This is a genomic window from Deltaproteobacteria bacterium (genome assembly GCA_016709225.1).
In the GTDB taxonomy this organism is placed as follows: Bacteria; Myxococcota_A; Polyangia; order Nannocystales; family Nannocystaceae; genus Xiheibacterium; species Xiheibacterium phototrophicum.
Map to the genome: position 1 here is coordinate 1,108,974 of JADJEE010000001.1, position 15,154 is coordinate 1,124,127.

The window sequence follows — 15,154 nt, forward strand, 5'->3', positions numbered from 1 at the left end:
GGCTCGGGGTCACGGGCATCCGGACGGGCGTCCGGGCCGCTCGGGGCGAGATCTGCTCGACGGGCCGCTGGAGCACCCCTGCGTCCGGTCTGCGGGGATTGCGGATGGGCGGCCCGCGGGTCGTGACGCGGCGCGGCCTGGACTCGCGCGAGTGGGGTCGAGCCACGTCCTCGGTTGACCGTCGTCGGGTCGAGGGCCGTCGAGTCGAGGGTCGTTGGGTGAGGGCCGCGGCGAGGGCCGTGCGGTAGGCTTCGCGCGCCATGCCGTCGAAGTCAGCGTCCCCCGCGGTGTCCGAGGCCCGTGCGTGCCCCGGCACCAGCCTTCGCCCCACCGCGCGCACGCACGTCCGCGCGGCGGCCTGGCTCGCGCTCACGCTGCTGGTCGGTGCGGCCTGTCCGACCGCGGCGGTGGTCGTCGAGCCGACCGACGCGACCGTGCCGACCGACGCGGCCGCGAGCGTGGCGCGCAAGCTGCCCGACGCCGGCACGCACCCCGGCGTCGCGGTCGGCGTGCACGGTGCCGTCGCGAGCGCGCAGGCCGACGCGAGCGACGTCGGCGTCGCGATCCTCAAGCAGGGCGGCAACGCCATCGACGCGGCGGTCGCGGTCGGCTTCGCGCTGGCGGTGACGCACCCCTCGGCCGGCAACATCGGCGGCGGCGGCTTCATGATCGTGCGCATGGCCGACGGCACCACCGCGGCGTTCGACTACCGCGAGCGCGCGCCGGGCAAGGCCACCCGCGACATGTACCTCGACGCCAAGGGTGACCCGACCGACGATCGTCTGCGGGGCGCCAAGGCGGCCGGCATCCCCGGCACCGTGGCCGGGCTCGCGATGGCCCACGCGCGCTTCGGCGCACTGCCGTGGAAGGACGTCGTCGCGCCTGCGATCGCGCTGGCCCGCGACGGCCACGTGGTCGACAGCTGGCATGCCGAGGACCTCGCGCGCGTCGTCGAGCGCAGCAAGGGCGACGCCCGCACCACGCCGTCGTACTTCCTGCAGGCCGACGGCAAGGCCCCCGAGGAGGGCGAGACGTGGACGCAGCCCGAGCTGGCGGCGACGCTGCAGCAGATCGCAGAGCACGGCCCCGCGGGGTTCTACGAGGGCCCGGTCGCCGCGGCGTTGGTGCGCGGCGTGGTCGCGGCCGGCGGCATCTGGACCGCCGAGGATCTGCAGTCGTACCGCGCGATCGAGCGCGAGCCGATCGTGTTCGACTACCGCGGTCACACCATCATCACGATGCCGCCGCCGTCTGCGGGCGGCGTGGTGCTGCGGCAGCTGCTGGCGGCCGCCGAGGTGCTGTCGCTGCACGACAAACCCTGGCGCAGCGTCGACGAGGTGCACCTCTACGTCGAGTCGGCGCGGCGGACCTACGCCGATCGCAACCTCCTGCTGGGCGATCCCGACTTCGTCGAGCTACCGATGGCCAAGCTGCTCGACGTGTCCTACGTGCGCTCGCGGGTGGCCGACATCGATCCACTGCACGCGACGCCGTCGTCGAAGATCGGGGCCGGCATCACGGCGGGCAAGAAGGAGTCGGAGCAGACCACCCACTTCTCGGTGGTGGATGACGCCGGCAACGCGGTCTCGAATACGTACACGCTCAACCTCGGCTTCGGCTCGATGTTCGTGGCGCCCGGCACCGGCGTGCTGCTCAACAACGAGATGGACGACTTCGCGGTCAAACCCGGCACCGCCAATGCATTCGGGCTGGTGCAGGGCGAGCAGAACCGCATCGAGCCCGGCAAGCGCATGCTGTCGTCGATGACGCCGACCATCGTGGTCGCCGACGGCAAGCTGCGCGCGGTGCTGGGCTCGCCCGGCGGGCCGACGATCACGACCACGGTCTCGCAGCACGTGCGCGCGCTGGTCGACTACGGGCTGTCGGCCGACGCGGTGGTGGAGTCACCGCGGGTGCATCATCAATGGTTGCCCGACAAGATCTGGGCCGAGGATCGCATCAGCCCCGAGCTCGAGGCCGGCCTGGTCGCGCGCGGCCACGAGGTCGCCAAGCGCGGCAGCATCGGCCACGCCAACATCATCGAGGTCGATCCCGCGACCCAGGGCTTCCGCGCGGTCGCGGACGTCAGCCGTGACGGCGGCAAGGCTTCGGCGTATTGACCCCGACGATCCATCTGTTCGACATCGACGGCACCCTGCTCGACGGCGACGGGGCCGGCCGACGTGCGATGGAGACCGCGTTCGCGCAGTGCGTGGGCGAGGCCGCGACCGCTGGCCTGCGCGCGCTACGGTTCGCGGGCATGACCGACCCGGCGATCGTGCGCGCCGGTCTCCGCGCGGCAGCGATCGCGGCCGACGACGATGCGCGGCACATCGCCGCCGTGATCGCGCGCTACCTGGAGCTGCTGCCCTCGTGCATCGCCGAGGCCGCCCGCTTCCGTGCCCACGACGGCGTGCTCGCGGTGCTCGACGCGCTGCGCGGGGCCGCCGAGGTCGCGATCGGGCTCGGCACCGGCAACGTCGAGCCCGGGGCCCGGCTCAAGCTGACGCCGCTGGGCATCGGAGATCGCTTCGCGTTCGGCGGCTACGGATCCGACCACGAGGACCGCGCGGAGCTGATCGCGATCGCGGCCGCGCGCGGGGCCGCGCAGCTGGGCCGGCCGCGATCGGCGTGCCGGGTGGTCGTCATCGGTGACACCCCCAAGGACATCGCCGCTGCGCAGGCCATCGGCGCCGAGTCGCTCGCGGTCGCGACCAGCTTCTACGACGCCGCCGCGCTGCGAGCGGCCGGCGCGACCCTGGCCGTGCAGGACCTGGCGCAGCCCGAGGCGCTCGCGTTCCTGCGCGGGTGACCGTCGGGCCCGCGCCCACGGGGGCTTTGCTCCTGCGCCAAGCGGCACGCGGAGCTGCCGCGGGCGGCACGAAGGGCTGGCGACCGCCGCAGGTCAGCTCGATTTGCGATGCTGTGCGTAGGAAGGACGCCTCGACATGGATCGCATCGGCGAATACCTCGTGCGCCGCCTGGTCGGCGAGGGGGGCATGGGCAAGGTCTACGAGGCCGAGGAGCGCCTCAGCAAGCGCCGGGTCGCGCTCAAGGTGCTGCGGCCGGAGCTCGCGCGCTCCGAGGAGGGGCGGCGGCTCTTCCTCAACGAGATGACGATCCTCGCCAGCCTCGATCACCCCAACATCGTGCGCGCGCTGTCCTGCAGCGAGATCGAGGGCGAGCTGGTGATGGCGCTCGAGTTCCTCTCGGGCTTCACGCTGCGCGAGGTGCTGACCCAGCGCGGGCGCCTGCCGTGGGCCGAGGTGGTGGGCATCGCGGCGCAGATGGCCGCGGCCCTGGGCGCCGCCCACCGCCAGCAGCCGCCGATCGTGCACCGCGATCTCAAGCCCGAGAACGTCATCGTGATGCCCGACGGGCAGGTCAAGGTGATGGACTTCGGCATCGCCAAGGTCATGCAGGCGCTGTCGAAGACCACCACCCACAGCGTCGGCACGCTGCAGTACATGAGCCCCGAGCAGATCGACGCGACCGGGGTCGACGCGCGCTCGGACCTCTACAGCCTGGGCCTGGTGATGTACGAGATGCTGGCCGGGCGCGCGCCGTTCGAGTCGGCGTCGCCGCGCGAGCTGCTGAACCTGCAGTGCACCGCCGCTGCGCCGGCGCTGCCCGACGAGGCCCGCGCGGGCCTGCCCCGCGGGCTCGAGCGCCTGGTGTACCAGCTGCTCGAGAAGCAGCCCGACGCGCGCCCGGCCGATGCGGCGGCGGTGTTGATGGTGCTCGAGGACTTCCGCACCGACGTCATGCCCGGGGGACGCACGCTGCTGCCGGCGGCGAACGAGCCCGCGACGCGCACCGGCGCCACGGTGGTGCCCGGCGTCACCGCGCCCGCGCCGGCCCGTGCAGCCACGCGCCCACGCGACTCGACCCCGCGGATCGCCGACACCATCGGCTTGGTCGAGCGCGCCGCGGGCCCGCGCACGATCGGCACCGGCTGGGCGATCGCGATGATCGTCGCCGCGACCGCTGCCGCGGCTGGCATCACCTACGTCGTGCGCACGCAGCTCGCGACGCCGACCGCCAGCACCTCACCCGCCACGATCCCCGCGACCGTCCGCCCGTGATGCAGACCGAGCCCACCGTTCGCAGCGTCGGCGTCGCACGGGTCGTGCGCGACGGCGTGTGCACGGTGTGGTGGGTGCCGCGGGCATCCGAGCGCGCGATCGCAGCGATGCGCGAGCTGGTCGCGGCCGGTGGCTTCGGGCTGCGCGAGCGCGGCGACGAGGGTGATGCGGTCGGCTTCGAGCGGGTCCTCGAGCGCCCGCTGTCGTCGTGGCTGCCGGGCGACGCGGCGATCGACTGGCGCGTGGCCTGCGGGCTCGCGCACGACCTCGCCGACGCGCTGGCCTGGGCCGAGGCCCGCGACGTGTTCCCCGGCGCGCTATCCCTCGACCAGATCACCGTGCAGGGCGATGCGCCGCCGCGGGCGGTCATCGCCTGCGACGATGCGCCGAGCGTCGCGGTCGGTGCGAGCGCCGTTGCGGCGGCGCACGACAGCGGCAAGCTCTCGCGGTGGTCGGCGCCCGAGCAGGCCGCCGGCGCGCGCTGGGATCACGCCGCCAATCGCTACGTGCTGGGCCTGGTGCTCTACCGCATGCTCGCGGGCACGCACCCGTTCGCGGGCCTGGGCCTGCGGCGTGCGCTCGAGCAGCAGGCCAGCGTCGGCGCGCCACCGCTGCCCGAGGCGGCCGCCGCTGCGCTGCCGCCGGGGCTGCACGCGCTGGTGCTGCGCATGCTCGACGCCGACGCCGACCGGCGACCGCGACACGCCGCCGCGATCGCCTCGCGGCTGCGCGAGCTGCTCGGCGAGGCCGCACCGCAGGCGTCGTTCGGCGCGGCGGTCGTATCGGGCGACGCGTCGCTCGCGTCATCGGGGCTGCGCGACGCCGCGATGCCGGTCGCTGCGTCGAGCCGAGCGGCAGCGATGCCTGGACTCGCCGAGCCCGCGCCCGCGCGCGCCGAGCCCACGCCGGCCCCCGGTGCGCCGACCCCCGCGAACCCGGCCGTGCGGGCCACCGCGCGTGGCGGTCGGGGGTGGTGGGTGCTCGCTGCGCTGCCGCTGTTCGCGGGGGTCTACGCCGGCCGCGAGCTCTCGCGCGACGTGACGCCGCCGCCGTCGGCCGCGGCGCCGGAGGTGCGCCAGCGTGCGCCGCTGTCGAGCAGCGAGACCAACCCCGACGACTGCGCCACCTGCCACCCCGATCACACCGCGCAGTGGCACGGCTCGGTGATGGCGCACTCGGTCAAGAGCCCGCTGTTCCAGGCGCTCGAGATCCTCATCCAGGAGCAGGGCGGGCGTGAGTTCGGCTGTGAGCACGGCGCGGGTCTGCTACGGCCGATCGACGACCGCACCGCGTGCCGTGATCGCGAGACCGGCCTGCCGGTGACGGGCTCGGGCGGCGCGCTGTGGTGCGTGAACTGCCACGCACCGTCGGACAACCTCGAGCGCCGCGTGCCACCGTGGAACGGACTCGCCGCGGTGTCGCCGAGCCGCCGACCGTTGGTCGACATCCTCTCGCCGGCCGCGATGGACGGTATCTCGTGCCGCTTCTGCCACCAGGTCCACGGGCCGGTGCGACCCGGCGAGGAGGCCCGCGGCGGCTACGAGGGCAACCCCGACTGGGTCTCGACCAAGAGCGGCATCCGCTTCGGCGCGCGCCCCGAGGACGCACTCGGCAGCTTCGGCATCGGCAACAGCGGCTACGCCCTCGATCCCCGCGAGCTGCTGCTGGCCGGCACGCAGGCCGCGGCGGTGCCGACCGGCGCCCACGCGCGCCCCGATGGCAGTGCCAAGGCCTATCTCGCGTCGTCGGAGTTCTGCGGCAGCTGCCACGACGTGCGGTTGTTCGGCACCGACGCGATCGGCTTTCGTCGCGGCGAGCACTTCAAGCGCCTGCGCAACGCCTACTCCGAGTGGCGCAGCTGGGCCGACGACGAGCGCCGTGCCGGCCGTGAGCCTGCGAGCTGCCAGGACTGCCACATGAGCGCGTTTCCGGGGGTCTGCGAGCCGGTCGACGACGCCCAGTCCACGCTCGCGCAGCAGGGCGCCGGCGCGACTGCGATCGCGCGCGCGTGTCCGAGCGGCACCGCGTTCGTGCCGCGGCCGCCCGGCTTCGCGCCGCAGGGCTTCGTCGCCACCGCGTCGGGCGGCCCCGCCGAGGTCGCGCCGCACTACTTCAGCGGTGTCGACGTGCCGCTGGCCGACGCGTTCCCGCAGACGTTGGTCGACGATCCGACCCTCGACGCCTTCGGCATCCCGCGCGGCGCCAAGCAGCGCCGCGATCTCCTGCTCGGCAACACGTTCCGCTTCGAGCTGCCCGACGCGCGCCGCCTGGGCGCCACCCTCGAGATCCCGGTCGTGCTCGAGAACGTCGGCGCCGGGCACCGGGTGCCGGCGGGCTTCAGCCAGGAGCGCGAGTTCTGGGTGCACCTGGTGGTGCGCGACGAGGGCGGCCGCGTGCTGTACGAGGTCGGGCGCGTCGACGCCGACGACGAGGACCTGCGCGACAAGCTGTTTCGCACCGTCAACGTCGACGACGGTCTGCTCGACGCGCAGGGCCGCCCGCTCGGCATGTTCGGTGCCGACGTGGTCGACGGTCCCGACGTGCCGCTGTGGGATCCCTCGCCGCTGACGGGCGCGACGGTGGTGCGCGGGCGCGGGCTCATCAACCTGCAAAACGGCTTCCTGCGCTGTGTGACGTGCATCGGCGAGATCGACGGCTTCGGTCGCTGCCAGCCCGGGCCAGGCCAGGGCCTGCACCGCGCCGATCGCTTCGCGGATGGCAACTACGACGCCGACACCGGCGAGTGCATCTCGAACTTGGGCGAGCCCGAGAAGTTCTTCGAGACGTTCTTCCCGGTCGGGGCGCTCGACGCCACCCGCGGCGTGCTCAAGGCCCCCGACGCGATCATCGACACCCGCTCGGCGCCGCCCGGCGTGCCGCTGCGCTTCACGTACGAGCTGCCGCTGGGCGAGGTGTCGGGGCCGATCAGCGTCGAGGCGCGGCTGCTGTTCCGCGCGTTCCCGCCGTTCCTCGTCAAGGCCTTCGCGGACTACGAGGCCCGCATGGCGGCCCGTGGCGAGCGACCGGGCACCGGCCCGCTGGTGACCCGTGCGATGCTGGCGCGGCTCGAGGTGGTCGAGCTCCACCGCGTGCGTCTGAGCATCCCGTGAGCGAGACCGTCGCAGCGCCCGAGCCCGCGTCGCCGGAGATTCCGGAGTCGGCTTGGCGCGCGCCGCTGCTGCGCGAGCTCGATGCTCTCGCACGCTCGAGCATCGCGGCGGCCTCCCGTGTGCGCAGCTTCGTCGCCGGCGCGACGCTGTGGCCCGAGCACGATGGCGGCGACGTCATCGCGCTGCTGCTGGCGGGTCGCGTGGAGCTGCGATGCACGCGACGCGGCGACGCAATGCCCTCGCGTCTACGGCTGGCCGCGCCCGGCGACACCATCGGCGAGGACGCGCTGCTGGGCCTGCCGCGCCGCGCCAGCGCGGTCGCGCTCGAGCCGGTGCGGGTGCTCGAGATCCCGGCGGCGTTGTTCCTGCGCGGGTCGGGTCGCAGCGCCGCCGCCGGGGTCGAGCGGGAGCGGCGAGCGTTGGCCCGTCGCGCGACCGTCGACCTGCTGCGGCAGCAGGCCTTCGGTCGCCAGCTGTCGGACGACGACCTCGATCTCGTGGTCGATGCGGTGCAGTGGGATCGCTTCGAACGCGGCGCGCGGATCTTCGGCGTCGGCGAGGACGCCCAGGCCGCGTGGCTCATCTGCGACGGGCTCGTGCAGCTGCACGCCGAGGACGACGAGCGCATGCACGTCAAGGCCTACCTCGGGCGCGGCGATGCGTTCGGTGATGACGACGTGCTCTCCGGCCAGGCACGCTCCGTGGTTGCGGTCGCGCTGGGGGCCGTGGTCGCGCTGCGGGTGCCGGCCGCGGTGTTGCGCACGGTGGTCGATCGCAATCCCGCGCTGCGCAGCGAGTTCTCGCGGGTCGCGGCCACCCGCGGCGCGCAGCAGCGCGAGGTCGTCGGCGCCGCCGCAGCGCGCTCGACCCAGCACGTGTTCCGCGATCTGTACCGCATGCAGATGGCGCGCTCGCTGCTGGTGATCGATCAGGACACCTGCGTGCGCTGTGGTCACTGCGCGTGGACCTGTGCCGCGCTGCACGGCGAGAGTCGGCTGGTGCGTCGCGGCGACAAGGTCGTCACGCGGCTGCCGGTGCTGGGCGAGGCGCCGCGCAGCCTGCTGCTGCCCAACTCGTGTCAGCATTGCAAGAACCCCGCGTGCATGATCGACTGCCCGACCGGCGCGATCGGCCGCGACCCCCACGGCGAGGTCTTCATCCGCGAGGCGCTGTGCACCGGCTGCGGCAGCTGTGCCAAGGCGTGCCCGTGGGACAACATCCGCATCGCGCCGCGGCCGGCGGGTCCGCGCGCCGCGGCGCTGTCCGCCGACATCGCGACCAAGTGCGATCTGTGCCGCGAGTACGACGAGCCCGGCTGCGTGCGCATGTGCCCGACCGGCGCGATCCTGCGGCTCGATCCCAGCCGTGACGTCGACGAGGTCGCGAGCGTGCTGGGTACCGCCGGCGCCGGCGGGCGTGCGCGTCGTCGCCTGCCGTGGGCCGCGGCCGGCGGCGTGGCGATCGCTGCGGTCGCGATCGCGGCGTCGATGCTCGCGCAGGCGTTGCACGACAGCGGGCGCTGGCAGGCCGGGGCAGGGCCCGGTCTCACCGCCGGCATCACGGCCGCGATCGCGATGCTGTTGCTGGCGATGCACGCGCTCGTCAAGCGCAGCGTGCGGTTGTTCGTGCACCGTCGATCGCGACGCCGTGAGCTCGCCGGCGTCGCCCAGGGCACCCCGCGCTCGCGGGTGCGGCCGCTCGCACGGCTGCACGTCGCGCTGGGCCTGCTGACGCCGGCGGCGGTGCTCGGCCACGCCGGTCTCGCGCTGCCCGACGGCCCCGCGGGCGCGCTGGCGGCTGCGTTCTGGGCCGCGTTCGCCAGCGGCCTGGTCGGCGCGCTCGCGTACGCCTGGGTGCCCGCGCGGCTGACCCGGATCGAGCGCGACGGTGCCTTGCCCGAGGACCTCGCACGCCGACGCGGCGAGCTGGTCGATCGGTTGTTCCGCGCCGGCTCCGGTCGCAGCGAGCTGGTGCGGGCGATCGCGCAGCGCGTGCTGGTGCCGTACGCCCGCAATCCCTTCGGTGCGCTGGGGCTGCTGCTCGGCGGCCGCTCGCTCGCGCAGGAGGAAGCGCGGGTCCATCGACGGGTCGACGCGATGCTGCAGGGGCGCGGGCGCGAGAAGCTGATCGGTCTCGACGAGCTGGTGCGCGTGGTCGTCGAGCTGCGCGCGCTGCCGCTGCGGCGCGGTCTGACGGCGCTGGTGCGCGGCTTCCTGCCGCTGCACGTGCTGGCGCAGGCGGTGCTGCTGGCGTTGCTGGCGATCCACGTGCTGGTGGCGGTGGGCCGGTGAGCGACGCCGATCCGACGCTGTGGTCGAGCCGCGATCGCCTGCTCGCCGGTCGTCGGCGGGTCGCGCCCCGGGTGCAGCGCGACGGCGACGTGACGCGCATGGTCGGGGTCGGCATCGGCGCTGCGATTGCGGCGGTCACGGCCGTGCTGGTGGTCGCACTCGGCAACGAGCCGGCGGCGCTGCGCAGCCCCGGCCCGCTGGCGCTGCCGCACCGCGAGGCTGCACTCGCCTGCGGGGCGTGCCACGGTGCGCCCGAGCAACCGATGGTCGCGGCCTGCGTCGGCTGCCACGGGCCGCACCCGTCGGCCCGTCGTGGCCACCGCGGCGTCGTCGAGCGCGGTGCGTTGCCGTGTCAGCGCTGCCACCGGATCCACGTCGACGAGGGCGGCGTCGAGCTCGACGGCGATCGTGTGCGTCGCTATGGCCCCGGCGACGAGCGCGAGCTGGTGCTCTCGCCCACGCCACCGCGGCTACCACCCACGCGGGTTCCGGTGATCGCGGTCGGGGTCTGCGACGGGTGCCACGACCTCGACGCGCCGCGGGATCCCATCGCGCGCTGCCTGCTGGGCGGGCAGGCGCAGCTTGGTGCTGCGCGGCCGACCGCGTGCTTCGACGAGCATCGCAGCCTCGAGGGCATCACGTTCGGCGCGCTGGGATCGGCGCGCGAGCGGCTGACCGCGTGGGAGCTGGCCCGCCGCGCGCTCGTGCAGGAGCCGGTCGCGCCGCGCCGCGACACTGCGCTGGCGCCGTGGTGGTGGGCCGCCGGGCTCGCGTTCGCGGCCGGGCTGCTCACGTGGGCGCTGCTGCGGACGCTCGCGCTGCGACGGCTGCGCGCGGTCGCCCGCGCCCGCGTCGAGGTCGCGCCACCGGAGCGCGTGCGGCTGCCGCTGGTCGACGCATCGACCTGCATCGGTTGCTCGGCGTGCGTCGATGCCTGCCCCTACGACGTGCTCGAGCTGCGCGACTACGTGGCCCAGGTCGTGCGCGCGCCCGATTGCTGCGGGCTCACGCTGTGCGAGCAACGCTGCCCCAACGGTTCGCTGGTGGTGACCGACCGCGAGGCGGCCGCCGATCGCATCGCCCTCGATGCCGATCTGCAATCGCGCGATGTGCCGGGCCTGTACCTCGCCGGCGATCTGACCGGGCTGCCGCTCATCCGCAACGCGATCAATCAGGGCGCCCACGCCATGCGGGCCTGCGCGGCCGCGCTCGCCCGCGGTGGCGCGCGGGATCCGAGCCGGCTCGACGTGGTCGTGATCGGCGCTGGCCCGGCCGGGCTCGCGGCGGCGCTCGAGGCCATGCGGCACGGGCTCTCGCTGCAGGTGTTCGAGCAGGGCAGCGTGGCCGAGAGCGTGCGCTCGTTCCCCCGCGGCAAGCTGGTGTTCGACCAGCCGCTGTCGATCCCCCTCATCGGTGATCTGTGGCTGAAGGAGTCGAGCAAGGAGGAGTTGCTCGGCCACTGGCTGCGGATCGTCCGCGCACGCGCGGTGCCGGTCGCCGAACACCACCGCGTCACCGCGGTCACGCCGCTGCAGGGTGGGGGCTTCGCGGTGCAGACCCTGCACGACGGCGTGGCCGCGACCGTGCACACCCGCCGTGTGGTGGTCGCGATCGGCAAGCGTGGGACCCCGCGACGTCTGCCGGTCGAGCTGCCCGACGCGGTGCTCGATCGCGTGCACTATGGGCTCGCCGATGCGCGCAGCTTCATCGACCAACGCGTGGTCGTGGCGGGGCTGGGCGACGTCGCGATGGAGGCCGCGATCGCGCTGGCCCACCAGCGCGGCACCACCGTGACCATCGTGCACCGCGGCGAGGGCATGACCCGCGGCAAGGCCCGCAACATCGCCGAGCTGCAGCGGCTGGTCGCGAGCGGCCGCATCGCGCTGCGGCTCGGTCAGCAGATCACCGCCGTGACGCCGGAGGCGATCGGCCTCGCGGGCGCGGGCGCGGGCACGTGGCTGCCGTGGGACCGCCTGCTGGTCCTCATCGGTTCGTTGCCGCCCTGGGACACGCTGGCGGCGATGGGCGTGCGTCGGGTCGACCCCGAGGCCGGCCCGGCGACCGGGGCGGATCCGACCCCGGCCCCACCGCTGGCCCACCGAACCGTGGTCGCGGCCGGCCCGGTGCCGGCGTCCGGTCACCGCACGATGGTGTTTTCGGGGGCCCTGCGCGCCGAAATCCGCCAAGATCGAAGCTCCGACCCGGGCGTTCCCACGCCGGGTTCGCGCACCCAGGAGTCCCCGCCGTGAAGCTCAGCACCGCATTCGTCCTGTCGCTCGTGGGTATGGCGCTGTCGAGCGTCTCGGTGTGGGCGCTGGCCCCGGTCGGCGGTGGTGGCCCGGGCGCGCCGGGGGCCGCGGCCGTGCTGGGCGCAACGACCCCGCCCGCCGGCGGCGGCGATCCGCAATCGCTCGCGAGCCTGCTCAAGGGTGGCACCGCGGAGTTCAGCGCCGGCGCAACGCTGATGATGCAGGGCCGCCTCGGGCACGCCGTGCTGGCGGCGGGTCGCGAGAACGAGACCTATCTGTTCCTCGACGTCACCGCCAACGCCGAGGCCTCGGGCTCAACGCCCGCGCCGGTGAACCTCGCGATCGTGCTCGATCGCTCGGGCTCGATGCAGGGCCAGCGCATGCAGAACGCGCTCGCGGCCGCCTCCGGCATGATCCGCCGGCTGCGCGACGGCGACAGTGTGAGCGTGGTCGGCTACAACACCTCGACGCAGGTGGTGCTGCCACCGACGCGGATCGACAGCAGCAACCGCGAGCTCGCGCTGGCGTCGCTGCGCGGCATCGATGCGCAGGGCAACACCTGCGTGTCGTGCGGGCTCGAGACCGCGATGGACCTGCTGGCGCGCGGCCCCGAGGGCGCGGTGCAGCGCATCTTGCTGCTGTCCGACGGCGAGGCCAACACCGGCGTGCGCGACGTCGACGGCTTCCGCCGGCTCGGTGAGCGCGCGCGCGGCATGGAGACCGCGGTGTCGTCGATCGGCGTCGACGTCGACTACAACGAGAAGGTCCTGTTCGCGCTGTCGCAGGCCAGCAACGGTCGACACTACTTCGTCGAGAATCCCGCCGGGCTGCCGCGCATCTTCGACGACGAGCTGCGCAGTCTCGTGACCACCGGCGCGAGCAACGCCTCGGTCGAGATCGCGCTGGCGCCGGGGGTCACCGTCGAGCAGGTCTTCGATCGCGCGTTCGAGCAGCGGGGCGACCGTGTGACGGTGCCGTTCGGCAGCTTCTCGTCGGGCGACGAGAAGACGGTGCTGCTGCGCCTGCGCGTGCCCAGTGGCGACGTGGGGGCGCGACCCGTCGCCAACGTCCGCATGAGCTACCAGGACCTGGCGCTGTCGAAGCCGGGCTCGTGCGACGGCGAGCTGGTCGCACGCCTCAGCCGCGACGCCGCCGAGGTGTCGCCGCTCGACCCGCTGGTCGAGACCCGGCTCGCGCGCTCCGAGACCGCCGCCGCGCTCGCGCTGGCCAATGAGCAGTTCGCCGCCGGCGACCTGGCCTCGGCCCGCGACACGTTGTCGAAGAACCGCGGCCGCATCCGCTCGCGCGCGACCGAGGCCGCGTCACGGGCACCGGCGGCCGCAGCACCCAAGGTGCAGTCGGAGTTCCAGCAGCAGTTCGATGCGTTCGACGACGCCGAGCGCGGCTTCGGCAACGCGGCTGCGAACGCGCCCGAGCCCACCGCGGCGTCGGAGACCTTCGACGGCAAGCGACAGGTCCGCGCCAACGCGGACAAGCTCGACGACTTCGGCCTGTAGGCCGGCGCGACGTCGGCCGCGAGCGCGCTTTGTCAACCGCCGCGTGCGTGTTCGAGGCGGTGAACGGAGCGGCCCGCGGCACACGGAGCGCACGCGCAACCAAAACCCCCCGTCATGCGCGTGCACGCCGGGTTTGTGGCGTGCGCGTGGTTGCGGTGCCCCCGCGACGGCGGAACGACTAGGATGACCGCCTTCGCATGGAACTGTCGGTCGGCAAGGACATCTTCGGGGTCTGTGGCAAGTGTGGCGACACCTGGCACGTGATCGTCGCGCTGGACGGCACCAAGGTCACCAAGGTGCAGTGCAAGTTCTGCCAGGGCTACCATCGCTTCAAGCGATCGCCCAACGACCCCGCGGCTGCGACGGCAGCACCGGCCGCAGCGCCCAAGCGCACCGCGACCCGCACCGCGAGCGGCAAGAAGACCACCAAGAAGGTCGCCGCGCCGCGTCGTGCCGAGGCGCCGCTCATCGATCCGAACCTCGACTTGCCGGTGCGGGACTACGCGATGAGCGAGACCTACCAGACCGGTGAGCGCATCGAGCACCCCAAGTTCGGACAGGGCGTGGTCGAGTCGTTCCCGAGCCCAGGCAAGATGAACGTCTTCTTCGAGGACGGTCGCCGCACGCTCGCCTATGCGCGCGCGGCTGTGGCGATGTCGTCCTGAGCCGCGCGCGTCGCCGCGACCGGCGACCGAACCAGCTCAGGGCGCGCGGCGTGACGCCGCCAGCAGCAGCGCCGGGGTCGTGACGAGCAGCAGGCCGGCGAGGGCCGCCAGCGCGCTCGCCAGGCCGACCGCGACGCAGCCCATGCTGGCCGTGAGCGCCGCGACGAGGGCCGCGCCCGCCGTCGTCACGACGCCGCGCCCCGCGGTCCGCCGCACGATCACGATGCCCGCCACGGTCGCCGCAGCCATGCACGCCGGCATGCAGAAGCTCGCGCAGCTGCCGTGGGTGCACGCGTGCGGCACGCGACAGCTCACCAGCGCGGTGAGCAGCGGCAGCGAGCCCGCCAGCCATCCGGTGGTGACGGCCTGCGCCGCGGTGCCGCCGCGATGCAGCAGCACCACGACCACCACGGCATGCACCGCCGCGATCGACAGCGATGGCAACGCGGGCGCGCCCGCCAGCACGCAGATCGACAGCAGCACCGCCAATGGCCAGGTCGAGCGCACCGCCGCCCGCAGGCGCGCCCGCTCGTAGGCGCGTCGGGCTCGGGCGCGCAGCTCGAGATCATCGTCAGCGCGTGCCATGCACTCGACTCCACAGGGCGCGCAGCCGCAGCAGCGCGCGTTGCTTGCGTTTGCGCAGCGCCGGCGAGGCCGGTCCGCGCGCGTCGTCGTCGAGCCCGAGCGCGATGCGATCGGCCGACGCGAGCGAGCCGACGACGGCCGCGAATGCGGACGCGAGCTCGTCGTCGAGCAGGCGCTGCTCCGGCGAGGCGGCCGTCGTGGGCGCGTCGTGGCAGGGCGCGAGCGGTTGCTCGCGTCGCCGCGACTGCGCGCGCCGCAGCGTGCGGCACTCCCAGGCGGCGATGCCCAGCGCCCACGCGAGCGCATCGCGGTCGCGATCGTAGGCCGACGCCCGCGCGAACACCGACACCAACGCGCGCTGGGCGACGTCGTCGGCATCGGCGGCGTGTCGCAGCGCGCGGGTCGTGAAGACCCGCAGCAACGGCCAAAGGCGATCGAACAGCGGCGTGAAGGCCTCGCGATCGCCATCGGCGAGCCGGGCCATCCACCGCGAGAGCTCGCGCCGCTCGGCGGAGTCCATCATCCGCGACCGGGTCGGGCCATCACTCGCAGCAGGAGCAGCCGCAGGTGCCACCGCAGTCGTCACAGCAGCCACCGAGCTCGAAGGCGGCGTGGGCGACGGCCGGCAGGGCGGCGGTGAAGAGCAGGGCGA

The 15,154-nt window shown here is 74.1% G+C and carries 10 protein-coding genes; 8 read left to right on the forward strand and 2 right to left on the reverse strand.

Going from position 1 to position 15,154, the window contains the following annotated elements:
* The first annotated feature begins 260 nt into the window (after positions 1-260).
* The 8 genes from ggt (at position 261) to IPH07_04720 (ending at position 13,917) form a co-directional block, all read left to right on the forward strand.
* Positions 261-2,120, forward strand: a complete 1,860-nt coding sequence (gene ggt / locus IPH07_04685) for a gamma-glutamyltransferase (GenBank protein MBK6916678.1) — start codon at positions 261-263, stop codon at positions 2,118-2,120.
* A complete protein-coding gene (locus tag IPH07_04690) occupies positions 2,117-2,812 on the forward strand; it encodes a haloacid dehalogenase-like hydrolase (GenBank protein ID MBK6916679.1) in 696 nt (231 codons plus the stop codon). The genes ggt and IPH07_04690 overlap by 4 nt, the downstream gene beginning before the upstream one ends.
* Before the next feature lie 136 nt (positions 2,813-2,948).
* Positions 2,949-4,085 (forward strand): serine/threonine protein kinase, encoded by a 1,137-nt coding sequence (locus IPH07_04695; GenBank protein MBK6916680.1) that lies wholly within the window; start codon positions 2,949-2,951, stop codon positions 4,083-4,085.
* Positions 4,085-7,195, forward strand: coding sequence for a hypothetical protein (locus IPH07_04700; GenBank protein ID MBK6916681.1), 3,111 nt, complete (start codon positions 4,085-4,087; stop codon positions 7,193-7,195). The genes IPH07_04695 and IPH07_04700 overlap by 1 nt, the downstream gene beginning before the upstream one ends.
* Positions 7,192-9,486, forward strand: a complete 2,295-nt coding sequence (locus IPH07_04705) for a cyclic nucleotide-binding domain-containing protein (GenBank protein MBK6916682.1) — start codon at positions 7,192-7,194, stop codon at positions 9,484-9,486. The genes IPH07_04700 and IPH07_04705 overlap by 4 nt, the downstream gene beginning before the upstream one ends.
* Positions 9,483-11,735 carry an NAD(P)-binding domain-containing protein gene (locus IPH07_04710; GenBank protein ID MBK6916683.1) on the forward strand — a complete coding sequence of 751 codons (2,253 nt, stop codon included), beginning with the start codon at positions 9,483-9,485 and terminating at the stop codon, positions 11,733-11,735. Before IPH07_04705 ends, IPH07_04710 begins: the two co-directional genes overlap by 4 nt.
* Positions 11,732-13,252 (forward strand): VWA domain-containing protein, encoded by a 1,521-nt coding sequence (locus tag IPH07_04715; GenBank protein ID MBK6916684.1) that lies wholly within the window; start codon positions 11,732-11,734, stop codon positions 13,250-13,252. The genes IPH07_04710 and IPH07_04715 overlap by 4 nt, the downstream gene beginning before the upstream one ends.
* 197 nt (positions 13,253-13,449) lie before the next feature.
* Complete coding sequence (locus IPH07_04720) at positions 13,450-13,917, forward strand: hypothetical protein (GenBank protein MBK6916685.1); 468 nt, start codon at positions 13,450-13,452, stop codon at positions 13,915-13,917.
* A 36-nt stretch (positions 13,918-13,953) separates the two neighbouring features.
* Here the strand turns inward: IPH07_04720 and IPH07_04725 are convergent, their stop codons facing one another.
* Complete coding sequence (locus IPH07_04725; GenBank protein ID MBK6916686.1) at positions 13,954-14,502, reverse strand: hypothetical protein; 549 nt, start codon at positions 14,500-14,502, stop codon at positions 13,954-13,956.
* Complete coding sequence (locus IPH07_04730; GenBank protein MBK6916687.1) at positions 14,489-15,025, reverse strand: sigma-70 family RNA polymerase sigma factor; 537 nt, start codon at positions 15,023-15,025, stop codon at positions 14,489-14,491. Before IPH07_04730 ends, IPH07_04725 begins: the two co-directional genes overlap by 14 nt.
* Positions 15,026-15,154: the final 129 nt, after the last annotated feature.